Source organism: Brevibacillus sp. NPDC003359 (genome assembly GCF_042878995.1).
Taxonomy (GTDB): domain Bacteria; phylum Bacillota; class Bacilli; order Brevibacillales; family Brevibacillaceae; genus Brevibacillus.
Genome location: NZ_JBIAOR010000002.1, coordinates 390,837 through 416,199, shown reverse-complemented (window position 1 = coordinate 416,199; position 25,363 = coordinate 390,837). Strand labels below are relative to the sequence as shown.

The window sequence follows — 25,363 nt, the reverse complement described above, 5'->3', positions numbered from 1 at the left end:
TTGGGAATATTTGATATGTAATATTTAACGCACTTAAATATAGGCTGAAAATACTTCGTTTGTCAACCTTCATGAAAAGAAGGGAATACCTAAGCGATTCCTAGTGAAAACTGAAAACATAATGGAATGACTTCCAGCAAGGGGGCAAACGATGAAGAAAAAGGTATGCAGCATTGGATTGATATTGGCTTTGCTTCCCGCAACGACTGTCAACACAACAGCGTTTGAAGGATCAGCGACCATTCGTACACAGATTTTGCAGGATCTTTCGGAAATGCAACAGCCATTACATACAGGCAAGGCGATCGAAAAACACAGTGATGGGCTAAGTAGAACGAAGGCAGATGAATGGCAGCCACAAGAATTGCAGCTACGAGGCGAGCAATTAAAATCTGCCCCTGTCAATTCGCTGGAAATGATTGAGGCGATTCGGGCTTGGGAGGAAGCAGGGGTAAAAGGGGAAGGCATGCTCGTTTCCGTGATCGATACGGGAGTCAATCCGAGTCACCCTGATTTGCCTGTCCCGCATGATAAGCGTTCAGCCATGCAAAAGTCAGGCTCTTCCCAGAAGGTGATCCCTGGCTTTAACTGGGCTGACCGTACGCAAACAACCGAAGACGTATCGGAATCTCAGCATGGTATCCATGTGGCGGGAATAATTGGAGCGAACGGAAAAGTAAAAGGGGTAGCTCCCGAAGCCCAGCTCATCAGTCAAAAAGTATTCTCTAATTATCAAAGCGAGGTTCCTGGGCTGGGTGAATCGATTTTATTTGCGATTAATGATTCCATTACGAAAAAAGCAGATGTCATCAATTTGAGTCTCGGCTCCTCTGCGGGCTATGTGGATGAAACAAATGTGGAGCAAATGGCTGTAAAGAAAGCAGTAGACAATGGGATCATAGTAGTGGCAGCGGCGGGCAATGATGCGTATTTCGGCAGTAATAAGGTACGAGCACAGAATCCGGATATCGCCATGATCGGTTCTCCAGGCTTGAGTCCTGATGCTTTTTCCGTTGCCTCTGTCAACGCTACTGCACTGGCTGGCTATAGCTTCACAGTGCAAGGGGTACCCGGTATGGAGAAAGTCGTGTATTTATCCGGATATGTGGAAGGCGGGGGAGCGATAAACCCGGTCATGACGCTGATGAAGCCGTACCCGCTTGTCTATATGGGGAAAGGGAAGAAGGAAGACTACAATGTTTCCGTAAAAGATAAAGTGGTATTGCTCGAGCGAGGTGACATTTCATTCGACGAAAAGCTGCGCCTCGCCAAAGAAGCAGGAGCAGTTGGCGCTGTCATCTACAACAATGAAATGGGACCACTCATTATCAGTGCGGAGCATGCCAAACAAATCCCGGCTGTTTCTGTCTTGAAACACATGGGCGAGCAAATGGCGCAAGCGATTAAAAAAGGCAAGAAAGTGACGATCTCATTTAACGGTGAATATGGCCAAAATTCAATGCCTTATCCAGACGGAGGAACGATCTCGGCTTTTTCATCATGGGGACCAACACCCGATATGCAATTCAAGCCGGAGATTGCGGCTCCAGGTGGGGGCATCTTGTCGCTCACCCGAGAGTCTGAATATGCCGTGAAAAGTGGTACGTCCATGGCGACGCCACATGTGGCAGGCGGAATGGCTTTACTGAAGCAAGGCTATCTCAAGCAAGGGCGAAATCTGCAAGGCAGATCGCTTGTCGATACGTTAAAGGCTGCGGCGATGAATACAGCAGAACCGATTATCGATCCGCAAATCAGCGTCCCGGCAACGGATAAAGAGAAGGCAAAAAAAGTACCTTACAGTCCACGGGTTCAAGGGGCAGGTCTAATGCAAATCGCTAAGGCGATCAAGACGCCAGCCATCGTTGTGAATGCAAAAGGAAAAGCAGGCGTCTCGTTAGGAGAGATCGGGAATTCAACGACCTTTTCTCTGTTTATTAATAACAAGTTTGGCAAAAAGCCGATTACGTACCAGCTGCAAAATGAGTTTGGCGTCATGACTGACTTGCGCAAGAATGGGATCAACATGCTGACAAATACCCTTTTCGAGGGGGCAGAACTGCAATTTTCCGCTCCTAAGGTTACAGTTGCGCCAGGGAAGTTAGAGGAAGTGAAGATAACGCTCACGATTCCGACAGGATCCGCACGCAATCAATTTGCAGAAGGCTTTATTTCCTTTCAACCAGATGATAAGGAGTTGCCTACGTTGCGAACTCCGTTTTATGGCTTCTACGGCGATTGGGATGAACCAAGGATTATGGATCAGCCCGTATGGGAGGCAGAAAGCCAGGAAAAACGAACGGGTGTCAAGACGAGCTGGTATCACGATAAACGCAACGATAAGTGGCGCTATCGGGATTATCTAGGTGTTACGGGTGTCAAAACCGATGGCGGTGAGAAAATTGATCCCAATGAAATTGCCTTCTCGCCAAACGGGGATGGGCATTACGATGTCGCTGCTCCTTCGATTACGTTTTTGCGCAATGCCCGTCATATTATCGTCGAAGTATTAGACCAGTCAGGCAAGCCAGTTCGCACGCTTGTGCGCGATGAAAAGGTGAGCAAGTACGACCAATCCAAGCTGGGGACACCATACTATTATACGGAAAAGGAAGCATGGAGCTGGGACGGAAAGATCTTTTCTCCGCAAAAAGGCGCCTATATACAGGCGCCTGATGGACAGTACCAATTCTCCATTAAGGCCAAAATAGACAGACGCAATGCAAATTGGCAATCGATGACTCTCCCCATCCGCGTGGATACAAAAGCTCCTGTTATTACAGCATCTGTGTCAGGAAACCGGGTTCAGTGGAGCAGCCGCGATAAAGATATCCAGGCCTATTTTCTCTATGTAAACGGCAAAAGGGTAGGTGGCCCCTATTCTCCAAAAGTGTCCAGCACACTTATTAATCAGCCGGATAAAAAAATGAGTGTAGTAGGGCATGATTACGCAGGGAATATCAGTGTGGCGCATATTAACGGGAAAAGCGATAGCACTCCGCCATTTGTGGAGTTCCCGGATGATTTGTTTCCTTATCTGAAAATATCCAAGCAGCCGGATGTGGCCTTCAGGGGCAAAGTAACAGGCGAGGATATGATGGACAGAGTCCGCTTGTCGATTAACAAAACGCCTGTAAAGCTGGCGACGGATGGATCATTTGAAACCATCCTGCGATTAACGGAAGGCCTCAACTATGTGATGTACAGTGCAATGGATATGTATGGAAACAAGCGCCAATTCACGCAGCGGGTCATCGTCGATACGAGTCCTCCGACACTGCAACTGCTAAACGATGGCAGCGAAGACGTACAGTTCGATCCAGCAACAAAGAATATGCTGGTTCCGGTCCGCTTCATGTACAGAGATCAAACCTATAAAGGTCAGGTAAGTATCAATGGGCAAATCGTGTCCTCCTTTGAAGAAGAGCAATTGGAAATCCCTGCGCAAAAATACGTAACGCAAATTCTGAGTATGAAGCAGGGAGAAAATCGCATTTTGCTTGAAGGGAAAGACGGTGCAGACAATCAAAGCATGTTGCTGGTTTATGCGTACGTCGATGCCAATGCAGGGTCGGTCGTCATAAGCAATGGGGAGCAGCGTGTATCCTACAAGGCGCGAACAGTGCCAGCTCCGACGATACAGCTACCGAACAAACAGCTAGAAGGGCAGGAAGGTGAAGCACTGCCCATCGAAGGGAAAGTGACAGGTGCTGGTGCTGTTAACCTCCAAATCAACTATGGTTCAAAGAGCTTTCAGACCAACGCGAATGATCGTGGGCTATTTCGCTTGGTGCTTCATGAGGTAGAGGAAGGCAAGCAAAAACTGACGGTTGTCGCCACTGATGCACTGGGGAGGGAAGCCCGAGCTGAGGTGAACGTCGTCGGAACGAAAAAATAGGCGAGCGGGCTCGGCATTAGCAGCTAAAAGGCTAGTGCCGGGCCAAATTTTTGTGGGAGGATTGCATTTCATGTTTTATCACGGGATCATGTGGGAATATGTTACGAGAGAGTACCCTGTGCTATCACCGAGAAGGACCGCCAAGAGGAAGCGTGGGGCAGAGAAATTATGGGATCGCATACATCTGATCGAACAATTCGGTTTGGAGCCAGTTCATTTGCTCGAGGCTGATGAGCATTACGATGCTGAGCGCTGTATACAGGAATGCTTGGCATTTGGAGATACTGTTTTTGCCTTTGATAGAATCCAGCTTCCGATGTGGCAATTGAGTAAGCATGAGATTGGTGTAGAAATATTAGACTTGCGAACGTGCACGGCCATCTATACCATTCGTCATGAGACAAAAGTAGAGGATTGTTTCCCCAATACGCCTTGTTTTCGTGACCTTATGCCTATGAAGTTTTCGTAATCCTATTGCATCTGCCAAAAATCGACATTATGATAGTCCTATATGAGAGGAATTGCCCGGGAAAGGAAGAGAACGCAGATGATAGTCCAATATCTTGATCCATTTCTTGAATCAGCTTCGTCCGTGATTCAACAAGTATGCAATGTCGACATTTCGCGTGGAGAGTTAGCTGAAAGAGAATGGAGCCATGTAGAAGGCCATACATGGATTCGAATCGGAATGACAGGTCAATTACAAGGTGAGGTCTTTTTCGGTCTGCAAGAGGAATTGGCTTTGCGTATTGTCTCGGCCATGATGGGCGGCTATCCTGTACAAGAGATGGATGAGCTCGGAAAAAGTGCCATTTCCGAGTTGGGGAATATGATTTCCGGGAATGCGAGTACGCTTTTGTCCAATCGAGGTGTTATTGTAGACATAACCCCGCCCTTATTTTTACACCAGCATGATTTGAAAGACATGGCAGGAACAGCATTGATAGCACCACTCGATCTTCACGACATGGGCAGACTGGATATTCAAATTATTGTGATAAGATAGAGGCGGCTAATGGCCGTCTTTTTTGGTGAAGGATACGCATCATTCCAAGGAGGGATGTAAAGAGATGGATCATTACTTCTCGATCTGATCAGCTGCGTGTAGCTACTTCTACTGCGAAGTAGTCGACAAGCTATCATCAGTGGTTGACAGGCTATCCTGTTCAGCCACTTTTTTATTTACTTCCATTCTGTTTGAATAGAATAAAAAAATAAAATATTTTCTATTGTCTGGATGATTTTTAATAGATAGTGTATTGTTGGAAATAGTAAGGGGGTATGAGAGATTGACCTATGTGAAACAATTACTTGGGATGTTTTTCCTAGTTATCGTCGTTTGCGGTGGGCCGTTCATGCTATATACGCAAAAGGAAGAAATTGTGTTCGAGCCGGGAAATATCATCGTTCATACGGTATATTTGATTCAGCAGATTGCAGAGGGCTCCCTCGGAACCTATTATTCGGGGCAAACGGAAAGGAGTATCGCAGAGGATATCCTCCCATTTGCAATTAGCTCCTTTGAACTACTGTTCGCAAGTGTTAGTGTCGCAGTCGTTGCGAGTATTATTTTTGGATTGCTCTTGCAACGATTTCGGATCGTACGTCAATTTCAAAAGGTTTTGAATCTACTTGCCACGATTCCTGATTTTATCCTGATCGTCGTTTCTATTGTGGGTGCGGTCGGATTTTACAAGCTGACGAACATTCGAATTATCACCTTGTCACCCGTAAGTGACTCTGAGAGTACCTGGTTTCCGATCACGCTGCTGGCGATTGGACCAACGATCTTCCTCATGAAGGTAGTCAGCCTGAAGTATGTACAAATCGGCGGCGAAGACTACATTAAAACAGCACTTGCCAAGGGGATGGGGATTTGGCATGTTCTCATTCATCATGTCTATAAAAATATCAAGCCGTTTCTCATTGCTGATTTAAAGAAGACGATTGCGATTACGGTAGCCAACTTGTTTATTGTCGAGTACTTATTAAACGTCGTAGGATTGACCCGCTTTATTTTCAGCAAAGATGGCGGTTACGAATTCAATGCTGCTGTCATGGGGCTGTTAGGTATTATTTTGCTATCCATTTTGGTCTATTTACTGATTCGTCTCATTCTGTATGTGATTGAACGCGCGGTTGTGTATAAATAACGCAGACTTCTTTTGGATTGAGTGAGGTTATGGTATGAGGAAGAGGTTCAATTGGGCTTTATGGCTAGGCTGTATCCTGGTGTTATTTCTAATGATTATTGGGGTAGCCGGACCTTATTTGGCCCCCTATGACATCGATTACCAAGTGAAAGTGCGCAATGAGATGGTGAACGGGAAGCAAGTGATCATTTCGCCGCCTTTGGCACCGTCAGGCGAGCACCTGTTAGGTACGGATAAATGGGGCTATGATTTGCTTACCGTGCTGCTTCACGGGGCACCCTACACCATTTTTATTACGCTCATGATTGCGTTATTGCGATTATTGATTGGAGCATGGATCGGACTGTATATTGGAATATTGGACAAGCAGCAGCGTTGGTGGATTGCGATTGAGAACGCCTGGGGGTACATGCCCATATTTATTCCTGTCTATTTTATATTGAAAGGAATCAATATCAATCCCGAATTGCCAACGTTTACGCTCGTGTTGTTTTTTATAGTGGTTGTGGCAGTGCTAGGGACGCCTTCGGTAGCTGCGTCCATTCGTCAAAAAACGGAGCAAATCAAGGAATCCCAGTACGTTTTAGCTGCGACATCGCTGGGTGCTGGGCGGGATCAGATTATTTTTCGCCACATCCTGCCGCATTTGAAGGAGCATTTGGTTATTGTCTTGGTGACAGAGATGATCGCTGTCATGACGTTGATGGGTCTTCTCGGGATATTTGGACTTTTTGTAGGTGGCACAACGATGTACTACGACCCTGTTGAGTATCACTCGATTACGCATGAATGGGCAGGACTGCTCGGGACTTACCGAAACTTTGTCTACACGAATTACACGTGGATTTTCCTGATTCCACTTGCTGCTTATATGATTGCAATTGGTTCCTTTAGTCTTTTGGCCAAGGGATTGCGTGAGAAGTTTGAACAGACTTATAGTCGGACGCCATTCATTTAAGAACTAGTCTAGGCAACATGAGGGCTTGTGACTTCGATGGCAATAAGTGAGGTTTTTGGATGAAGAAACGATTCAATTTGTCTTTATGGCTAGGGAGTATTTTTGTGTTTCTTCTGATCGTGATCGCTGTGGCGGGGCCTTATTTGGCTCCTTATGACTTGGAATATCAAGCGAAGCTGCGTCATGAGGAGGTAAATGGCAAACTAAGCATGGTCTCACCGCCATTTCCACCGTCAGAGGATCATTTGCTCGGCACCGACAAATGGGGCTATGATTTACTGACCCTCTTGCTACATGGAGCGCCATACACTGTTTTTATTACTCTTGCGGTCGCATTTATTCGCCTGCTATTTGGTACATGGATTGGGCTCTATATCGGCATCCAAGATAAAGAGCAGCGTTGGTGGCTGGCAATTGAAAATGCATGGAGCTATATGCCTGTATTTATTCCCGTGTATTTTCTTTTGCAAGGAATCAATATAAATTCCGAGCTGCCGACATTCACGCTCGTGCTGCTTTTTATTGGGCTTGTCTCTGTACTTGGAACGCCTTCCGTAGCCTCTTCTGTACGTCAAAAGGCCGAACAAATTAAAGAATCCCAATATGTTTTGGCTACCATTGCACTGGGAGCTGGCCGAAACCAAATCGTTTTTCGCCACATCTTGCCACATTTGAAGGAGCAACTCATCATCATGATGGTGACCGAAATGATCGCTGTCATGACATTGATGGGCCTTCTCGGCATATTTGACCTGTTTGTAGGTGGGACGAAAATGACCTTTGATCCCCTTCTGTATCATTCAATCACACATGAATGGGCAGGGCTGCTCGGGTCTTACCGAGGCTTTATTTACAGTAACTATACGTGGATTTTTCTCGTACCACTGGGAGCATTCATGATTGCCATTGGATCGTTTAGCTTGTTGGCCAAAGGATTGCGTGATAAGTTCGAGCAAACGTATAATCGTACACCGTTCATTTGAGCAGGTGCCCTTGATTTTTTTCGGATCAAGGGCCTTTTTTGGTCGATCCAGTTAAAAACAAGGGAAAGGAAGTCGAAAAGAAGGGAGCAGTATGTGTGTTAGGTGAATAGACTGGAGTGTCGGGGGCGGTGTTGGCCTTGGGTTTCGACGGCAATCTCAGCAGGCGAGGCGAACTCGTCGCGATCTGAACGGGGGACAACTGGTGGCCATCGTCGTCTCGAAAGGAAAAATTCACGGCGGATGTCGAAGGTTTCTCAGCGGTGTTCGGAACCCATTGCCCATTTTCTGAATAGGATGTAAGGCAAAAGCCTAAAATCCTTGAAATTCCGGCACCATCACCCACCCCCCATCATAGGATAAGGTGACTCTGTAATCCCTCAACCTTGTTCCTGTAGAGCCCACAAGGAGGGGTGGCACGATTGAAGGGTAGCGACCAAACCAAGCCGTTGTTAACGAATCGCGAAAGAGAAGTGTTTGAACTCTTGGTCCAAGATAAGACAACCAAAGAGATTGCCGGACAACTCTTCATCAGCGAAAAGACTGTGCGCAATCACATTAGTAACGTCATGCAAAAATTAGGTGTCAAAGGTCGATCTCAGGCAGTAGTCGAACTCGTTCGACTTGGTGAACTAGAGATTTGAACCCAGTCCACCCAGCCTCCCTTTTCTTCCCTTGGTCGGAAGGGAGGGTTTTTTTATGTTCATTTGTGCTTGAGCACCCTTTTATTCCCATTTATGTAAATGCATTAGCATATCGTGATATAAGTCGCAATAAGATGGATTTGTAAGATAATCCATGAAGATCGAGAGGGATACTATGAAATTTACGAAATGTGTTAGGAATGTGCTTATGGTAGGTGCTCTGCTTGTTACTTCTGTACTGCCCATGGCGGCACAGGCGGCGCAAGCAGAGGAAAATCAAACGGAGGCGGCAGCGGTATCCAATTACAAAATTATTGGCTACTATCCCTCATGGGCAGCTTATGGACGAAACTACAATGTAATGGATATCGATCCAAATAAAGTAACCCATATTAACTACGCTTTTGCTGATATTTGCTGGAATGGCAGACACGGCAACCCAGATCCGACGGGACCCAATCCACAAACTTGGGCTTGCCAGGATGAAGTAGGCAATATTAACGCTCCGAATGGTACAGTCGTTCTCGGAGATCCATGGATTGATGTGCAAAAATCCTTTCCAGGAGATAAATGGGATCAGCCAATCCGCGGAAATCTGAATCAATTGGCAAAATTAAAGCAAAAAAACCCTCAATTGAAGACATTAATATCGATCGGGGGCTGGACGTGGTCGAATCGTTTCTCGGATGTAGCTGCGGATCCGGCTGCACGCCAAGCATTTGCACAGTCCTCGGTAGATTTTATCCGGAAGTATCAGATGGATGGAGTCGATCTCGATTGGGAGTACCCGGTTAGTGGAGGATTGCCTGGAAATAGCAAACGTCCAGAAGATAAACAAAATTATACGTTGTTGCTACAGGCAGTCAGAGATAAACTCGATGCGGCTGAGGTAACAGATGGCAAAGAGTACTTTTTGACGATTGCCTCTGGTGCCAGCCCTAGCTATGCTGCTAATACAGAGCTTGGAAATATTGCCCAGGTTGTGGATTGGATCAATATTATGACCTATGATTTCTATGGCGCCTTCCAAAATCAGACTGGCCATAACGCCCCGTTGGCCTATGATCCGGCAGCAGGAGCAGCTGGTTTGCCAAATGCTCAAACCTATAATGTTCAAACGGCAGTAGAGGGTCATCTTCGTGATGGTGTTCCTGCCAGCAAGCTCGTGCTCGGGCTTCCGTTTTACGGGAGAGGCTGGTCGGGTTGCGCAACGGCTAACAATGGGGAATATCAAAATTGCACAGGGCCTTCAACAGGAACATGGGAACCTGGTATGCTTGACTTCACGGATATCCAAAATAATTACTTGAACAAAAATGGCTTCATACGCCACTGGAACGACGCTGCAAAAGTACCCTATCTCTTCAACCCGGCTTCGAAAACATATATTAGCTATGACGACGTGACTTCAACAGGACACAAAACTTCTTATATTACATCCAAAGGTCTGGCAGGCGCGATGTTCTGGGAATTTAGCGGAGACCGTAACAAAGCACTGCTAGATAAAGTATATGGTGATCTTCTGGGCGGGACAGCTCCAGTCGACAACGTACCGCCGACAGCACCAGCCACGCTCCAATCGACTGCAAAAACAGCTACAAGCGTTAGCCTGAGTTGGGGAGCTGCTACCGATAATGTAGGGGTTACTGGCTATGAGGTATACAATGGCACTCAGCTTGCAAAAACGGTAACCGGTACCAATACGACGATTAGCGGGCTTACAGCAGGAACTACGTACCAATTCACTGTGAAGGCGAAGGATGCAACAGGTAATTCCTCAGTAGCAAGCAACGAGGTGACGGTTACGACGGATACGATTCAGCCAGATAATCAACCTCCAAGCACACCTACCAATCTAGTTGTAACAGGGAAAACAGGCACGAGTATCAGTCTGAGCTGGGTTGCTTCTACGGACAATATCGCGGTGACGAATTACGAGGTTTACAACGGGACAGCATTAGCTGCGGATGTAGCGACTACAACTGCAACTGTCACAGGACTCACGCCTAACACTTCTTATACCTTCTCTGTGGTAGCGAAGGATGCAGCAGGTAATTCTTCACAGAAGAGCGTCGAGGTCGTAGGCGTGACAGATGCTTCAAATCCGGGAACTCCAGCATGGGCACCAAATGTAAGCTACGTGCCTGGTGACCTAGTCAGCTATCAAGGCAAGGTATACAAATGTTTGCAACCACACACTTCCCTCGTGGGATGGGAGCCAACAAACGTAGCGACTCTCTGGCAAGCTCAGCAGCAAGCAGCAGTTGAAGGCGTCGAGGGTTATGTAGATGAGCCAGTTGTGGAGGAAACAGAAGGAACAGAAGGTGCTGAAGGTACTGAAGAAACAGAACAAACACCAGAAACAGAAGGAAATGCAGATACCCAATAAGTAGGGAAGGGGCTGTCCCTCCAGTCATGAAAATGACGGAGGAACAGCCCCTATTTGTTCGTTTGGAAATTAAGCAAAAGCTTTTAACAGTTGGAGGACTAATGGAATGAGATCTCCAATAAAAGTAAGAATCGCAATTGCAGTATTCATAGAAGCCCCTCCTTAAAATTCCAAATTCACTATTATTATATTAATGTTCATAATAGTAATCAAGAAATATTTTCCACATATGTCGCATTGACAAAGTGGCTTATGTAAAAAAGTGATAGAGTGCCTTGAAAAAAATAACGATTTGTAATGCAACCAGTACAAAAATAATAACAGCCCAGTCTCTGTTCTTTTTCCATTCTAGTACGCCTTTCGAGGCACAAATAACGACAAGGCCTACTAATGCTAATAGCTGAAAGAAAGCGACACTTGTCAGTAGTGCTAAAATTCCAATGACAACAACAACAGTTGCAGTCGCTTTAAACCAAAAGGGCTGCTCACTCATACTAACGCCCCATTTCCCTTTTTTGTAAATTTTAACATACATAAGAATAAAGCCAAGCCATAAGGCTCAGCTTGGGAGTTAGATGAAAAGCAAAGGGGGAGCATCAGCTCCACATCATTTCTGTGATGAACTCGCAAAGGCAGCGAATACACCTATAGCGATATAAGTGCAGCCGGTAACTTTATCCTGGATTGTCACTTTCACCAGACTATCCACAATCCATTTTCGCATACTTGAAGCCAGTAGGGCGTAAGTTCCATCGCTAATTAGGGCAGTATCAACAAAAAGAAAAGCCCAGTTGGATAGGAGCTTAACTTGACTCATGTATTCGTATCATCGTGTAAATAGCTTCTTAATCCACCATAGAATCATGACTAGATGACCAGCCAGTATAAGAGAGCCCAGGTACTACCCGAAAAAGCTTGCTGAAACATAAAGGCGAACTCGTTGCCAGAGGGTCTACCAATCGAGAACAATAAGCTCGAAACAGGAGTGATGATAGAAAGTAGCAATGCTGCAAAGGAAAAGTATCCAGAACCAGATGGATAATGTTTCCATAAAATCCCTCCTTGATAGTCTTTGTCGATAACCAGAAAAAAAAAAGATTACTTAAACAACACTATGTGTTATATTGTTACCTTGGTACACAGGTATATATCTATATGGATAATGTATAGTGAAAAAAGGGTGGTAATGATGGAACAACAAAACGATAAAACGAGTGGAGAAGCGCAAAAAATAAAAGTTGAGCGTGTGCAGACAGGCGTTAGGATGGAGAAACGCATGGTGAAAGTTTTGAAAGCAATGGCAGAGTATCATGATATTTCACTAGGCGATCTTCTTGAGAGAATTGTTCTGCGTGCTTTTGAGAATCAACCTGTGTTTAATCAGGAGAGTCTTGAAAAGATAAAAGCGATTCGAGAGGTTTACGATATGAATGATGGTTTAGAAGCAAGTCATCGGTGGATTGATTCAGAAAAAGATAAATAAATGACTTGGAGTTGAGATGAATTGAAATTTAGTACATTGACGATTTTTGACCATTACCCAAATCAATCAACCCGAACACCTAGACAATTCTACAACGAGGTATTGGAACAAGCGGTTTGGGCTGAAGAAATGAATTTTGACGGGGTATGGCTTACCGAGCACCATTTCACGGATTTTGGTATTAGTCCCTCTCCGGCTGTGATGCTCGCTGCAATATCTCAAAGGACACAAAGAATTCGTCTTGGTGTTGGTGTTTCTGTACTTCCGTTACATAATCCATTGCGAATTGCTGAGGATTATGCAGTTGTCGATCTTTTATCAAATGGAAGGTTAGACTTAGGCTTAGGTAGTGGATATGATCAGAAGGAATTCGGAGGATATAATATTTCCTTGGAGGATAAAGCTCAACGATTTAACGAGTCCCTAGAAGTGTTGCGTAAAGCATGGTCAGGCAACCCATTTTCTCATCAAGGGAACTTTTTTCAATACAAAGACATTAGGCTTAACGTCCAGCCGATACAAGCTCCGTTTCCCCCTCACTGGATTGCCACCTTTAGTGAAATAGGTGCTGCTCATGTTGCCAGTATGGGAGGCAATTTCATGGGGCTAGGATTTAGCAAATCCCGAGATGAATTAGCCAAATTGATTGATACGTACAAAAATACGTATCAGAAAGCAGGACACGGTAATCCAGATCATTTAGAAATCCCCGTTGCGTTTCATGTTCATGTTGGTGAAACTTTTGCAGAAGCTGAATCAAATGCAAAAGCTCCTTATCAATTATTTATGAATACTCCACATGGAAAAGATATCCCTTATGAAGTCCTTAAACAGAATTTTAATCCAGTAATCGGAAGTCCAGAGGATGTCATTAAGCATGTTCAGTCCTACCGTGAAATAGGTGTAACGAACTTTATGGCCGTGATGAATTTTGGTGGATTCGAACATCGTAAAGTGCTTTCATCCTTAGATTTATTTGCTAAATATGTAATCCCTGCTTGTAAGTAAATGAAAAAGCCGATTTTTCCTTAGCGTATAGGAAATCGGCTTTTTCTATGTAAGCTCGATCAGAAAAAATTGATTGAAATATAAGAAAAAACGAAATTGACACAAAATAAAAATTTCAGTATGATCACTTTATAAAGTCATTGGAAAAACAAAGGGTGAACGAATACGATGCGCAGAACTGGAGATCTGAAACTAATCCAAGAGCTTAATCGCTTTATTATACTCGACACTATTCGCCAGTTTGGGCCCATCTCGCGGAGTGATATTGCCAAAAAGCAGGGCATCAGTCCAACTACGGTCACCTCGGCAGTCAATGAACTGATCCGTGACGGCATGGTTGCAGAAGATGGAACAGGTGAGTCAAAGGGTGGCCGCAAGCCGATTATGGTTCGCTTCTGTCCAGACGGGAAGTTTTTGATTGGCGTCTCCATTACGAATACAGCGATTACGATTGCCGAAATGAATTTGGAAGCGGCTACAAAGCAAAAGAAAATCTATCCGGTGAAAGCTGGTCTAGTGAGCGACCTGATCATCCAGTATGTGCTGGATTCGATCGAGGACTTTCTCCAGTCAATGGATTATGTTGGTCGTTGTCTAGGTATTTCCATCATCGCACCAGGGATTGTCGATGCAGCGAGTGGGGTCATCCGCTTCAACTCCAAGCTGCGTTTGCATGATGTTCCGTTAAAGGACATGGCAGAAGAGCGTTTTGGGCTAAAAACATGGCTCGACAATGATGCCAATGCAATCGCGTTGGCTGAAAAAAACTTCGGTGGTGGACTGAATGCTGACAATCTCCTGTTTGTTACTGTAGGAGAAGGGGTTGGTTCAGGGCTAGTTGTAAACGGTTCCATCTTCCGAGGAAGCCGTGGTGGAGCAGGTGAATTCGGGCATACGACGGTCGATCGAAGTGGGATGCGCTGTGATTGCGGCAACGTCGGTTGTTTGGAAAACTACGTGGCGTGGCCAGCTATTTACTCAGGCTTACTGTCCGCCGTTACACGCGGAAAAGAAACGCTCGTCATGGATTTGGCTGACGGAGATATGACAAGAATCACTTTTGATGTCTTCCGCCAAGCCCTGCATCAAGGGGATCAAGTATGCCAAGATATCGTCGACGAGATCGCTTCTTACTTGTCGATTGGCATTGTGAACCTGGTGAATTTGTTCAACCCGAGCTTGATTATTCTCGGTGGAGAAATGATACGGGACAACCAAGTGTTGTTTGAGCGTATCCAAAAACAAGTGATGGTTCAAGCGATGGGGACGATGGTAGAAGGTCTGGAATTCCGTCCAACTGTATTGGGGGCTGATTTCGAGGTCAAGGCTGCCGCTGCTGTTTTGTTACAAGATGTTTTTCACTTCAGCTTGTAACATCTTTTTTACATACTTTATTTGGTCACTGGAAAAAGAAAGTTTAACCATCAAAAATCGTTGAAAGGGGGCGAGTCGAAAAGGGAAGCGTGTCGCGTTTGGCTATATTCTGGGGGTAAAAGAGGAGAACGTAAATCGAGGAGGGATTTCTGATGAAGAAGTTGGTTTCGATTGCAATGGCTGCTCTCTTGGTAGCAGTAGCAGGATGTTCGGGCGGAGGACAAAGCACAGAGTCTTCCGGAACGACGGGCCAGCCTGCTGCTTCAGGCGAAAAGGTAACGCTCACGTACGCGCTATGGGACAAAAACCAAGTGCCTGCGATAGAGGAAATGGCGAAAAAGTTTAACGAAAAGAACCCGAACGTGGACATCAAGATCGAGCTAACGCCTAACAAGCAATACTGGACAAAGATGGAGGCAGCCGCAACGGGTGGCACCTTGCCGGACATATTTTGGATTAATGGTCCGCGCATCATTAAATACGCAGCAAATGACATGCTTTTGCCGATTACAGATCAAATCAAGGCAGATGGCATCGATTTGAACAATTATCCAAAAGCTCTCATAGATCTCTACACCTACGATGGACAAAACTACGCGCTACCGAAAGATTTCGACACCATTGGCCTTTGGTACAACAAGAAACTGTTTGACGACGCAAAAGTACCTTATCCAGACGAAACCTGGGATTGGAACAAGCTGAAGGAAGTAGCGAAGCAACTGACTGATGAGAAAAAAGGCGTTTGGGGAATTGCAGCACCTCCTTATGGACAGGACGGCTTCTATAACACCATCTATCAAAATGGTGGCTATATCATTTCGGAAGACAAGAAAACGTCCGGCTATGACAAACCGGAAACGATCGAAGGTCTCAAGTTTTGGACAGACCTGATCAACGAAAAAGCATCGCCCACCGCAGCGCAATTGTCCGAAACAGAGGCAACACAGTTGTTTGAATCAGGGAAGATCGCGATGATGTACAACGGATCATGGATGGCATCCGCTTTTAATAAGAATGAGTATACAAAGGACAAAGTGGACGTGACGTATCTTCCAAAAGGAAAAGAGAACACGAGCGTTATCCACGGCCTGGGCAACGTGATTGCGGCCAATACCAAGCATCCAAAGGAAGCATGGGAATTCGTGAAATTCTTGGGCTCTAAAGAAGGGGCAGAAATCCTGGCAAAATCGGGTGCTGCGATTCCGGCGTTTAACGGAACACAAGATACATGGATACAATCCATGCCGAACTTTAATCTGAAAATTTTTATTGATCAGGCAGCTTTGGCGAAATCGTATCCAATTTCGAAAGACACGGCGAAGTGGGCCAAGCTGGAAACAGAGCTCATGACCAAGGCTTGGGCTGGTCAAATGAGCGTAGAGGATGCTTCCAAAGAGCTCGCGCAAAAAATGAACGAAATGCTAAGTCAAGAATAAAAGGTCCATGATGGATGGCTTCGTATCATGGACGAGGCCATCCTTTATTGAAAAGCTGATGTAAGGAGGGAATGAATGCGATGAGCAGCCAGTTGCAGCCTGAAATGCACGCCGCCGTCCAGCCAAAAACGAAAAAATCGTTAAATCACATGAAGAGAAGTGATTGGTTCTGGGCCTATCTCATGATTGCTCCCACATTGATCGGGTTGGGTGTCTTCTACTTATGGCCGATCGTACAAACCATATATTTGAGCTTTACCAAATGGGGAGGATTCGGCAAGTACAAGTGGGCTGGCTTACATAATTACGAGTTGTTGTTCAAGGACCCTTACCTGTGGATCGCGCTGAAAAACACGCTGATTTATACAGTGGTCGCAGTTCCAGTAGGTATCGCCATCTCCATTTTTATCGCTGTGCTGCTTAATCAGAAAATTAAGGGCATTGCGATTTATCGCACGCTGTTCTTCCTGCCCGTTGTGACGATGGCAGCAGCGGTGGCGATGGTGTGGAGATGGTTGTACAACGCTGATTACGGTCTGATCAATTATTTACTGGGCTTGGTAGGCATTGAGGGCCCACGCTGGATATCTGATCCCGCCATTGCTTTGTACGCGGTAATTATCGTAGCCGTTTGGAGTTCTATCGGATACAACATGGTGATTTTTCTGGCTGGACTCCAAGGCATCCCGAGAAGCTATTACGAAGCAGCAGAAATTGACGGAGCGGGTCCGATTCGCATGTTTTTCAAGATTACCCTGCCACTGTTGACCCCTTCGATCTTTTTCGTCAGTATCACTTCCTTGATCGGGGCGTTTCAAGTATTTGACCTGATTTATCTGATGCTCGGAAGCAAAATGGGCAACCCGGCAACAGAGCAGACACAAACGATGGCGTACTTGTTCTTTACGAATGGATTCGAATCGGGGAACGGTGGCTATGCGGCCGCAGTTGCCGTCGTGCTTCTGGTGATGATTCTGATCGTCACTGCTATTCAAATGAAATTGCAGAAAAAATGGGTTCACTATGATTAATCGATACTGGACAGATGGGAGGGATATGAAATGAGTGCTTATACGAGTCGGAATAAAACGGCCAAGAATTTGCTGATTCATCTGATGTTGATTGTGGGTGCTCTCGTGATGGTTGCACCGTTCGTCTGGATGGTTCTCACTTCTCTCAAGTCACTGGGCGAATCGACGCAGGTGCCTCCGGTCATTTTGCCCACCAAGTATCAATGGGAGAATTACACCCATATTTTTGAGATGCTGCCCTTCTTGGACTTTTATTGGAACACCGTGATCACAACTGTGGCGAAGGTAATCGGACAAGTATTCCTCTGCTCACTTGCGGCGTACGCATTCGCGCGAATTGAGTTTCCAGGGCGAAACGCCTTGTTCATCCTGTTCTTGACCGTTTTGATGGTTCCAGGTCAGGTGTTTCTGCTCCCGCAATTTATGATCATGAAAGAGCTTGGCTGGCTGAATACCTTGACAGCATTGATTGTACCGGGATTGTTCAGTGCATTCGGTACATTTCTTCTGCGCCAGTTTTTCATGTCGTTGCCAAAAGAACTGGAAGAAGCGGCGAAGCTCGATGGCTGCAATCATTTTCAGATTTACTGGAGAATTATGATGCCGCTGGCGAAGCCTGGCTTGATCGCACTCGCCATTTTCGTGGCGTTGTGGTCTTGGAACGATCTGATGTGGCCGCTGATCGTCAACAGCACGCCTGATAAAATGCCGCTCTCCGCTGGCTTGGCGTACTTGACGGGCGAGCACACAAACTTGACGAACTACCCGATTTTGATGGCGGGCTCTGTTCTTGCCATTTGGCCGATGATCATCGTCTTTATTTTCTTGCAGAAGCATTTTGTTGAGGGAATTACCCTAACTGGGTCCAAATAGTCCAAGTTCAAAAAGTCGAATTAACTTTCAGGACTACTTCGTGATCAAAAGTTGGCTTTTTGAACAACCGCAAATAGTCATTTTCGAAAAAAGGAGTGAAACCATTATGCATCATGTTCTGGTAATCGGAGCAGGAACCATGGGGACTGTTCACGCGAAATCGTATGCTGCCATGGAAGGTGTCAAGCTGGTTGGAATCGTCGATATCCGCAGCGAGCGTGGAAAAGAGCTGGCAGCCGAAACAAAAACGGCGTGGTTCGAGAGCTATGAAGAGGCCATGGAAAAACTGGAGCAGGTCGACATCGTAGACGTGTGTTTGCCTACGTACCTGCATAAAACCTATGTGAAAAAGGCTGCGGACGCAGGCAAGCATGTCATTTGCGAAAAGCCGTTGGCTCGTGATAAGGAAGAAGCTCGTTTTATCGTCGATTATTGCCGGGAGAAGAACGTCAAGCTGTTCGTCGGACACGTCCTGCGCTTTTTCCCTGAATACGAAAAGTCCCGTCAGTTGGTCAATGATGGTGCGATTGGCAATGTCGGTGTGGCGCGTACGTTCCGCGGTGGTATCTTCCCGACAGCGTGGAACGACTGGTACGCGGATTACAAAAACAGTGGCAGCCTTGTATTAGATATGATCATTCACGATTTTGACTTTTTGCGCTGGTGCTTCGGGGATGTGGAACGTGTGTACGCGAAAGGCTTGCTTGGTCGAGGCTTTTCCCGGATGGATTACGCACTGGTTACGCTTCGCTTCAAGAACGGCATGATTGCACATGTGGAAGGCTCGTGGGCACATGAAGGCTTCGCGATGAAAATGGAGTTGGCAGGCAAGGAAGGCGTCATTCAATACGACAGCTCGAAGGAAAAACCGCTAGTGGCCGTCAATCGTTCAAAGCAAGCAGGCATGAGCGGAGTCGCAGTTCCGGAGAGTCCGTTGCGTGAAAACCCGTATTTCAGAGAGCTGAAGCATTTCATCGAATGCATCGACCGTGATCTGGAGCCAATCGTGACGGCAGAAGACGCCGTGAAAGCGGTAGAAATCGCTCGTGCTGCGCTTGTGTCAATCGAAACGGGCAAACCCGTAACTTTGGTGTAGGAGGGGACTGGACATGAAACTCGGAATCATGAGTGTTGCACATATGCATGCATACAGCTACGCAAATGCGGTTGCGAAATTAGATGGGGTTCAGTTGGTCGGGGTAGCAGACGAGGATGAAGTACGTGGAAAGACGGCGGCTGAAAAGTTTGGTGTTCCGTTTTTCGCAGATTATCATGAGCTCCTTGCAACCGATCTGGATGCGGTTATCGTCACTTCGGAAAACGCCAAGCACCAGGAGCATACATTAGCGGCAGCGAAGGCAGGCAAGCACATCTTGTGCGAAAAACCGCTGGCAACTACAGCAGAGGCAGCTCAAGAGATGATCGACATTTGCCGAGAGCAGGGTGTCATCTTGCAGACGGCATTCCCTGTCCGATTCCATCCGGCTGTCGTTCGAGCAAAGCAATTAGTGGAGCAAGGCAAGGTAGGTCGTATCATGGCGATCCGGGGCACGAACCGTGGACAAAATCCTGGTGGTTGGTTCGTCGATCCGGCAAAATCCGGCGGCGGTGCAGTGATTGATCATACGGTTCACGTTGTGGATCTGATGCGTTGGTTCATGGACTCCGAGGTACGTGAGGTTTACGCGGAGGTAGACAGCAAGTTTTCCGATACGCCGATTGACGATTGCGGTATTTTGACCATGGAATTTGAGAACGGTGTATTTGCCACACTCGATTGCAGCTGGTCTCGCAACAAGGCCTTCCCAACTTGGGGAGACGTGACGATGGAAATTATCGGGACAGAAGGCACGATTTCGCTCGACGCTTTTTCCCAGAAGCTGGACGTCTATTCCAATGAAAAAGGCTTGAAGTGGGTCAATTGGGGCGATGACATGGACAGTCAATTGGTCAAAGATTTCGTCACCAGCGTGCGTGAAAAGAAAGCGCCGTCGATTACGGGTGAAGACGGCTTGCGAGCTGTGGAAGTAGCACTCGCAGCTTATCAATCCGCTGAACAAAAGCAACCAGTTGTATTACGCTAGGACGGTGAATAACGCATGAGTGTACGTGTAGGCATGATCGGCGTAGGTGGAATCGGGCAGCATCATCTAAAAGGCTTGCTAGCGGACGAAAGGGTACAGGTCGTTGCAGTGTGCGACGTGAACCAAGAGGCGGCTGCAGAGACTGCTGAGCGCATTGGTGCGCATGGCTACACCTCTTGGCGCGAGCTATTAGAGGCAGAAAAGCTGGATGCTTTGTTTGTGTGCGTCCCTCCTTTTGCACATGAAGAGATTGAGGAAACGGCAGCTGCGAAAGGGATTCATCTGTTTGTGGAAAAGCCAATTGGGTTGGACATGCAGAAAGTGAGCGAAAAGCAGACAGCGATTGAAAAGGCAGGGATTATCACCGCGACTGGCTATTGCCTGCGCTATCTCGATATCGTGCAGGAAGCGAAAGCATACTTGGAAGGCAAGTCGATTGCCCTCGTGCGCGGCCATTATTTGACCAAGTTCGTCACGACACCTTGGTGGAGAGAAATGGGCAAGTCAGGCGGACAGCTTGTCGAGCAGGCGACGCATACTTTGGACTTGATGCGTTTTTTGGCGGGAGATATCGAGAAGGTTTATGCGCAGATGGCCTTGCTCGTCTCATGTGACATCCCAAGCATCGATATTCCAGACGTGTCTTCCATCAGTATGGTGTTTCAGTCAGGAGCGCTAGGACATCTGGATACGTGCTTCATCCAGCCGGATCACCGTACAAATGTAGAAATCTTGGGCAAAGACTTTCGCGTCATGATTGATGGAAAGCAATTAGCAATCATGGATGAACGGGGAACACGTACTTCAGAGAGCACGGTGGATATGTACGTGGAGCAAGATCGGGCGTTTATCACAGCGATTGTAACAGGGGATCGTAGCTTGATTCTGTCGCCGTATGAATCAGCGAGAAAGACGCTAGAAGTAACGTTGGCAGCGAATCAATCGGCACAAGAAGGGAAGCCTGTCACTATTTTGAGAAAAGGGGAGTGAGCAACATGGCTTTTCAAAAGGGGATCAATGCGTGGTGCTTCCCAAAGGAAACGAGCGTGCAAGAAATGTTTCGCCAGGCGAAAGCACATGGCTATCAAGGGGTAGAACTGAATTTGGACGAGGGAGATGCTCCCTTTCATTTAGAGATGACAGAGCAGGAATTGAAAGGCTTGGCGGACGAGGCTCGCGGACTAGGATTGGAGCTGCCAAGCGTCTCTACTGCCCTTTTGTGGAAATATCCGTTGACACACAATGAGGAAGCGATCCGCGAGAAAGGCATTCGTGTTGTCGAGAAAATGATAGAGGCGGCAAGCATTTTTGGCTCACGGACTGTTCTTGTCGTCCCAGGTCTCGTAACGGCTGAGGTGTCGTATGATACCGCCTATGAGCGGGCGCGTGAAGCATTGCAGCGCTTGGCGAAAAAGGCGGAGCAGCATCAGGTATACATCGGGGTAGAAAACGTATGGAACAAGTTTTTGCTCAGTCCGCTGGAGATGGCCCGCTTGATCGATGAAGTAGACAGTCCTTGGGTAGGCGCTTATTTTGATGTGGGCAACGTACTGCAATTCGGTTTTCCTGAGCAATGGATTCGTATTTTGGGCAAGAGAATCCAAGCTATTCACGTCAAAGATTTCAAGACGTCAACAGGAAACATCACAGGTTTCGTGCCGCTGCTCGCTGGCGATATTCCATGGAACCGTGTGGTGGAAGCGTTACGTGAGATCGGGTACGACGGCTACATCATCCCGGAAATCTCGCCTTACAGCCAGTTACCAGAGCAATTGATCGCGCATACGTCCCAAGCGTTGGACGCCATTTTTCAATCGTGAATGGACAGCAAGGATGTGAAGCGTAAGATGAATCAAGACAAACCATATGCCATCGGGATTGATTTGGGTGGTACAAAGATCATAGCCGCGATCGTCGACCAGCATGGCAACATCCTCAGTCAGGCGAACGCAGCGACTCAAACAGAAGAGGCAGCACAGGCAGTCATCGATCGTATTGGTGATTTGGTGCAGACTGTCCTAGACGATAGCGGCATCCATCTCTCTCGCATTCGCGGAATCGGGATTGCAACTGCGGGAATTATTGATACGCAGCGCCAAATGGTAATTTTTGCGAGCAATCTAAACTGGAGCGATGTGCCGATCGGCGCGATACTTCAGGAGCGATTCGGCGTAGCCGTGCAATTGATCAATGATGCCAATGCAGCAGCGGTAGCAGAATGGGCGTTTGGAAGTGCACGAGGCACGAAAGACTTGATCTATGTAACGGTCAGTACGGGTGTTGGTGCTGGCATTATTAGTGGAGGACGGCTGATTACTGGTGTTGGCGATAGTGCCGGGGAATTCGGGCATATTTCGATTGATCCGGAAGGTCCGCTGTGCGTGTGCGGGAATAGAGGATGCCTGGAAAATTACACGTCTGGACTGGCTTTGGCAAGTAGAGCAAGAGAGCAGCTTCTACAGGGCGTCACAAGCTCGTTGCTCGTTGAAAATGGGAATGATCTGAGTAGGATAACGGCTAGAGAGGTCGGAGAGGCAGCGGTTCGGGGAGATTTGCTCAGCATGACCTTGATGAAGGAAGCTGGTTATTATCTCGGGGTCGGGCTGACCAATCTGATCCATCTGTTCAATCCGCAGGTGATCGTCATTGGTGGCGGTGTGATGAAGAACGGACAGCTGCTGCTAGCCGAAGCGAAGAATGTCATTCGCGAGCGCTCTATCTCTCGGATGGCAAACCAAGTGAACATCCAGTTGACTACGATTGGAGCGGAAGCAGGCGTGCTCGGTGCAGCAGGCATGTATTATCCGTCCGAGCGTGAAATGGTTGAGGTATAACAAGAATGAAAGTGCTAGAAGCCGATGTTTGGTAGACATCGGCTTTTCCTGTTTCGTGTACAGTGCGAGTCATAGGAGCCTAGACCTAGATTCTATCTATTGGTAAAATATTGATTGGAAAATCTTCACATAACTTGATAGAGAGATTGACGGAGGGGTACCATGGCAGATGCCAAAACAGCAAAAGCAGCGAAGAAGCCCGGATTTTTCAAAGAACTCCTTACTTTTTTATTGGTAGTTGCCATCATCCTCGGAATTGCCAGCGGTGCTATTTTTTATTTATCTGGGAAAAACCTTGATGATCTACTAGGGGCGCGACCCGTAGCGAAAAAGGAAACGAATCAGCCTGCACCAGTAAGTCCGGTGTCTACAGGTCAGGAAGCGGGCACAAATCAGCAGTCGAATGCTGTACCTGTTTCGTCGGAGGGAAATAGTGCAACGGACGTGGCGATGCCAGCGGCTTATCCTGTTGAAACGGTAGGCCAACAAAGCAATGGTGAGGGACAAGTGGGACAACCAGCACTTCCGACTCAAAAGGGAGCGCTCAAGGGGACGATTACGTGGCAGTACAATGATTTTGTTGGAACGAAGCCAGAAGTGAATGCAAAGATTCTGCTCATTCGTACAGATTTTGATAAAAATACGATTACCGATGTAGAGGAGGGGGTATTTGCAATAGGTTTAGCTCCAAAAAACTCGGGATTATTTGCAGCAAAAGCAAATGGGTATGGAAACTACGAGCTTGGTAACTTGCCGGTTGGAGAATACCACGTCTTGGTCGTATCCGCACAAACTACTCGCAACATTGACCTGCCTGTGGATGAATATCCCATAACAAAATTGAAACCATACATACAAAAATGGGATGCATTTTTATCGATGAGTCTAATGGATAAGAAATATCAGGTCTCTACCATTACAATCGAAGAAGGTCAAACACTCGATTTAAGTCACGATTTTGGGAACACGTACTTTTAATGAGTGTTTTGGCCTTTAGACTCATAGGGTTTTCCCCCGCGATTCATGTATCATTAAACTATGGCACGTTTTGGCAGGAAAAACAGGTCAAACGTAATAGAATTTGTGGGTAAAGGGGTCGCAGCATGAAGGGAAAAAACAAAAGCATCATGATCGTCATGGCTCTGGTCATCGTCGCATTGCTGGGATACGCAGGCTATCGTTTCTTTGGTCCTGTGACACTGGCGGAAGGGTATTTGTACGAAGACGATACACGCATGCTCTACACGAGTGTCACGGTGAATAACGAGAAAGTAAACGTTGAAATGACGGATTCCATCGTCGAAGCAGAAGACAGCATCCCTGTTCTGAAAACCGAGTCGATCTTACTAGAGGGAACGCTGGATGGTCAGCAGCTGATCCTCAAAAATCCGGCAACTGGTCAGGATATCATGGGCACAGTGAAGGGTGATGAGCTCCAATTTGACGGGCTGCTTATGGAAGAGAATAAGGGATCGACAAGTCTGGTTGCCACAAACAAAAGCGCGTATGAAAGTAAATTGGCGACATTAACCAAGCGGACCAACGAGGAAGCGGAAGTCAAAAAGAAAGAAGTAGCAGAACAAAGAGTCAAAGAAGCAGCGCGTGTCGACTTCGCCAAAAAAGTCGAACAGACAGGGAAGCTAGAGGCTGACCTGATTGAAACGGCAAAGTATTTGGACGAGCTGCAATTTACGGATGAAGCGCAGTTTTCAAACGATCAAATAGCGGAGCTGCAAAGGCTTTTGGAGGAGATTCGTACTTATTCGAAGCAGCCAGGCTTAAGCAAAATGGAATATGAGGTCATGCAAGGAACGCTGGGCAGTATGAAGGTGTTGGTCGATGGGATGAACACGATGGATGGCTCGATCCAGGATAAAAATAAAAACATGCAGGAAATGATCGCTATCATGGAGACCGACATGAAGGATATCCAAACGATATGGGCGGAAGTCAAAGCGAGCGTGCAGGATGCCGAGAAGCGGGAAAAAGCGATCAATGCGGCAGTAAGGACGGCGACTGATTCCATCGCGCAGGCGAAACAGCGCCAAGGCTCGGTGGACAAAAGCGGGCAAGCAAAAGTGAAAGCATCGGCGAACAGTCTGTATCAACAAGCAGCGGATGTACTGAATCAGACAAAAGCAAAGTATGGTTTTTAGACAGGAACAAGGCTCTCATTCGGGAGCTTTTTCCCATTTGAGCACCCTTATCGTTTTCAGGT

General features: G+C 46.7%; 22 protein-coding genes. 21 read left to right on the top strand and 1 reads right to left on the bottom strand.

What is annotated here, in order from left to right; genetic code table 11:
• The first annotated feature begins 151 nt into the window (after nt 1-151).
• From ACFYU8_RS11450 to ACFYU8_RS11415, 8 genes are all read left to right on the top strand, one after another.
• Nucleotides 152-3,898 carry a S8 family serine peptidase gene (locus tag ACFYU8_RS11450; RefSeq protein ID WP_390298398.1) on the top strand — a complete coding sequence of 1,249 codons (3,747 nt, stop codon included), beginning with the start codon at nt 152-154 and terminating at the stop codon, nt 3,896-3,898.
• 70 nt (nt 3,899-3,968) lie between these two features.
• Nucleotides 3,969-4,367 carry a hypothetical protein gene (locus tag ACFYU8_RS11445; protein WP_390298395.1) on the top strand — a complete coding sequence of 133 codons (399 nt, stop codon included), beginning with the start codon at nt 3,969-3,971 and terminating at the stop codon, nt 4,365-4,367.
• A gap of 78 nt (nt 4,368-4,445) precedes the next feature.
• Nucleotides 4,446-4,904: a chemotaxis protein CheX gene (locus tag ACFYU8_RS11440; RefSeq protein WP_012685410.1), complete on the top strand. Its 459-nt coding sequence runs from the start codon at nt 4,446-4,448 to the stop codon at nt 4,902-4,904.
• 283 nt (nt 4,905-5,187) lie between these two features.
• The gene (locus ACFYU8_RS11435) at nt 5,188-6,051 is read left to right on the top strand and encodes an ABC transporter permease subunit (RefSeq protein WP_390298391.1); all 864 of its coding nucleotides are present in this window, start codon (nt 5,188-5,190) and stop codon (nt 6,049-6,051) included.
• A gap of 34 nt (nt 6,052-6,085) precedes the next feature.
• Complete coding sequence (locus tag ACFYU8_RS11430) at nt 6,086-7,009, top strand: ABC transporter permease (RefSeq protein WP_390298388.1); 924 nt, start codon at nt 6,086-6,088, stop codon at nt 7,007-7,009.
• Between the two features lie 59 nt (nt 7,010-7,068).
• Nucleotides 7,069-7,992, top strand: coding sequence for an ABC transporter permease (locus ACFYU8_RS11425; RefSeq protein ID WP_390298386.1), 924 nt, complete (start codon nt 7,069-7,071; stop codon nt 7,990-7,992).
• A 419-nt stretch (nt 7,993-8,411) separates the two neighbouring features.
• Nucleotides 8,412-8,633 (top strand): helix-turn-helix domain-containing protein, encoded by a 222-nt coding sequence (locus ACFYU8_RS11420; protein WP_003387736.1) that lies wholly within the window; start codon nt 8,412-8,414, stop codon nt 8,631-8,633.
• Between the two features lie 154 nt (nt 8,634-8,787).
• Entirely contained in the window at nt 8,788-11,022 is a 2,235-nt protein-coding gene (locus tag ACFYU8_RS11415) for a glycosyl hydrolase family 18 protein (protein WP_390298383.1), read from the top strand.
• Between the two features lie 250 nt (nt 11,023-11,272).
• Here the strand turns inward: ACFYU8_RS11415 and ACFYU8_RS11410 are convergent, their stop codons facing one another.
• Nucleotides 11,273-11,515 carry a hypothetical protein gene (locus tag ACFYU8_RS11410; protein WP_390298380.1) on the bottom strand — a complete coding sequence of 81 codons (243 nt, stop codon included), beginning with the start codon at nt 11,513-11,515 and terminating at the stop codon, nt 11,273-11,275.
• A 696-nt stretch (nt 11,516-12,211) separates the two neighbouring features.
• On the opposite strand from ACFYU8_RS11410, the gene ACFYU8_RS11405 reads away from it, so the two are divergent.
• The 13 genes from ACFYU8_RS11405 (at nt 12,212) to ACFYU8_RS11345 (ending at nt 25,301) form a co-directional block, all read left to right on the top strand.
• Nucleotides 12,212-12,505, top strand: a complete 294-nt coding sequence (locus tag ACFYU8_RS11405) for a hypothetical protein (RefSeq protein ID WP_390298634.1) — start codon at nt 12,212-12,214, stop codon at nt 12,503-12,505.
• Nucleotides 12,506-12,526: 21 nt separating this feature from the next.
• Nucleotides 12,527-13,513: an LLM class flavin-dependent oxidoreductase gene (locus ACFYU8_RS11400; protein ID WP_390298377.1), complete on the top strand. Its 987-nt coding sequence runs from the start codon at nt 12,527-12,529 to the stop codon at nt 13,511-13,513.
• Nucleotides 13,514-13,681: 168 nt separating this feature from the next.
• Entirely contained in the window at nt 13,682-14,887 is a 1,206-nt protein-coding gene (locus tag ACFYU8_RS11395; protein WP_390298374.1) for an ROK family transcriptional regulator, read from the top strand.
• A 152-nt stretch (nt 14,888-15,039) separates the two neighbouring features.
• Complete coding sequence (locus ACFYU8_RS11390) at nt 15,040-16,323, top strand: ABC transporter substrate-binding protein (protein ID WP_390298371.1); 1,284 nt, start codon at nt 15,040-15,042, stop codon at nt 16,321-16,323.
• A 71-nt stretch (nt 16,324-16,394) separates the two neighbouring features.
• The gene (locus ACFYU8_RS11385) at nt 16,395-17,354 is read left to right on the top strand and encodes a carbohydrate ABC transporter permease (protein WP_390298368.1); all 960 of its coding nucleotides are present in this window, start codon (nt 16,395-16,397) and stop codon (nt 17,352-17,354) included.
• Between the two features lie 30 nt (nt 17,355-17,384).
• Nucleotides 17,385-18,227, top strand: coding sequence for a carbohydrate ABC transporter permease (locus ACFYU8_RS11380; protein ID WP_390298365.1), 843 nt, complete (start codon nt 17,385-17,387; stop codon nt 18,225-18,227).
• Between the two features lie 106 nt (nt 18,228-18,333).
• Complete coding sequence (locus tag ACFYU8_RS11375; protein ID WP_390298361.1) at nt 18,334-19,323, top strand: Gfo/Idh/MocA family protein; 990 nt, start codon at nt 18,334-18,336, stop codon at nt 19,321-19,323.
• Nucleotides 19,324-19,336: 13 nt separating this feature from the next.
• On the top strand, nt 19,337-20,311 hold the full coding sequence (locus ACFYU8_RS11370) for a Gfo/Idh/MocA family protein (protein ID WP_390298358.1): 975 nt from the start codon (nt 19,337-19,339) through the stop codon (nt 20,309-20,311).
• A 15-nt stretch (nt 20,312-20,326) separates the two neighbouring features.
• Nucleotides 20,327-21,301: a Gfo/Idh/MocA family protein gene (locus tag ACFYU8_RS11365; protein WP_390298355.1), complete on the top strand. Its 975-nt coding sequence runs from the start codon at nt 20,327-20,329 to the stop codon at nt 21,299-21,301.
• 5 nt (nt 21,302-21,306) lie between these two features.
• Entirely contained in the window at nt 21,307-22,131 is an 825-nt protein-coding gene (locus tag ACFYU8_RS11360) for a sugar phosphate isomerase/epimerase family protein (protein WP_390298352.1), read from the top strand.
• Nucleotides 22,132-22,158: 27 nt separating this feature from the next.
• Nucleotides 22,159-23,145: an ROK family protein gene (locus ACFYU8_RS11355; RefSeq protein ID WP_390298350.1), complete on the top strand. Its 987-nt coding sequence runs from the start codon at nt 22,159-22,161 to the stop codon at nt 23,143-23,145.
• Nucleotides 23,146-23,307: 162 nt separating this feature from the next.
• Nucleotides 23,308-24,123, top strand: coding sequence for a hypothetical protein (locus tag ACFYU8_RS11350; protein ID WP_390298346.1), 816 nt, complete (start codon nt 23,308-23,310; stop codon nt 24,121-24,123).
• Between the two features lie 125 nt (nt 24,124-24,248).
• Nucleotides 24,249-25,301: a hypothetical protein gene (locus ACFYU8_RS11345; protein WP_390298343.1), complete on the top strand. Its 1,053-nt coding sequence runs from the start codon at nt 24,249-24,251 to the stop codon at nt 25,299-25,301.
• Nucleotides 25,302-25,363 lie beyond the last annotated feature (62 nt).

Excerpts from the sequence above, each read along its gene's own strand:
- ACFYU8_RS11450 (WP_390298398.1), top strand. The coding sequence starts at position 152 with ATGAAGAAAAAGGTATGCAGCATTGGATTGATATTGGCTTTGCTTCCC.
- ACFYU8_RS11445 (WP_390298395.1), top strand. The coding sequence starts at position 3,969 with ATGTTTTATCACGGGATCATGTGGGAATATGTTACGAGAGAGTACCCT.
- ACFYU8_RS11440 (WP_012685410.1), top strand. The coding sequence starts at position 4,446 with ATGATAGTCCAATATCTTGATCCATTTCTTGAATCAGCTTCGTCCGTG.
- ACFYU8_RS11430 (WP_390298388.1), top strand. The coding sequence starts at position 6,086 with ATGAGGAAGAGGTTCAATTGGGCTTTATGGCTAGGCTGTATCCTGGTG.
- ACFYU8_RS11425 (WP_390298386.1), top strand. The coding sequence starts at position 7,069 with ATGAAGAAACGATTCAATTTGTCTTTATGGCTAGGGAGTATTTTTGTG.
- ACFYU8_RS11415 (WP_390298383.1), top strand. The coding sequence starts at position 8,788 with ATGAAGATCGAGAGGGATACTATGAAATTTACGAAATGTGTTAGGAAT.
- ACFYU8_RS11410 (WP_390298380.1), bottom strand. The coding sequence starts at position 11,515 with ATGAGTGAGCAGCCCTTTTGGTTTAAAGCGACTGCAACTGTTGTTGTT.
- ACFYU8_RS11405 (WP_390298634.1), top strand. The coding sequence starts at position 12,212 with ATGGAACAACAAAACGATAAAACGAGTGGAGAAGCGCAAAAAATAAAA.
- ACFYU8_RS11395 (WP_390298374.1), top strand. The coding sequence starts at position 13,682 with ATGCGCAGAACTGGAGATCTGAAACTAATCCAAGAGCTTAATCGCTTT.
- ACFYU8_RS11390 (WP_390298371.1), top strand. The coding sequence starts at position 15,040 with ATGAAGAAGTTGGTTTCGATTGCAATGGCTGCTCTCTTGGTAGCAGTA.
- ACFYU8_RS11385 (WP_390298368.1), top strand. The coding sequence starts at position 16,395 with ATGAATGCGATGAGCAGCCAGTTGCAGCCTGAAATGCACGCCGCCGTC.
- ACFYU8_RS11380 (WP_390298365.1), top strand. The coding sequence starts at position 17,385 with ATGAGTGCTTATACGAGTCGGAATAAAACGGCCAAGAATTTGCTGATT.
- ACFYU8_RS11375 (WP_390298361.1), top strand. The coding sequence starts at position 18,334 with ATGCATCATGTTCTGGTAATCGGAGCAGGAACCATGGGGACTGTTCAC.
- ACFYU8_RS11370 (WP_390298358.1), top strand. The coding sequence starts at position 19,337 with ATGAAACTCGGAATCATGAGTGTTGCACATATGCATGCATACAGCTAC.
- ACFYU8_RS11365 (WP_390298355.1), top strand. The coding sequence starts at position 20,327 with ATGAGTGTACGTGTAGGCATGATCGGCGTAGGTGGAATCGGGCAGCAT.
- ACFYU8_RS11360 (WP_390298352.1), top strand. The coding sequence starts at position 21,307 with ATGGCTTTTCAAAAGGGGATCAATGCGTGGTGCTTCCCAAAGGAAACG.
- ACFYU8_RS11355 (WP_390298350.1), top strand. The coding sequence starts at position 22,159 with ATGAATCAAGACAAACCATATGCCATCGGGATTGATTTGGGTGGTACA.
- ACFYU8_RS11350 (WP_390298346.1), top strand. The coding sequence starts at position 23,308 with ATGGCAGATGCCAAAACAGCAAAAGCAGCGAAGAAGCCCGGATTTTTC.
- ACFYU8_RS11345 (WP_390298343.1), top strand. The coding sequence starts at position 24,249 with ATGAAGGGAAAAAACAAAAGCATCATGATCGTCATGGCTCTGGTCATC.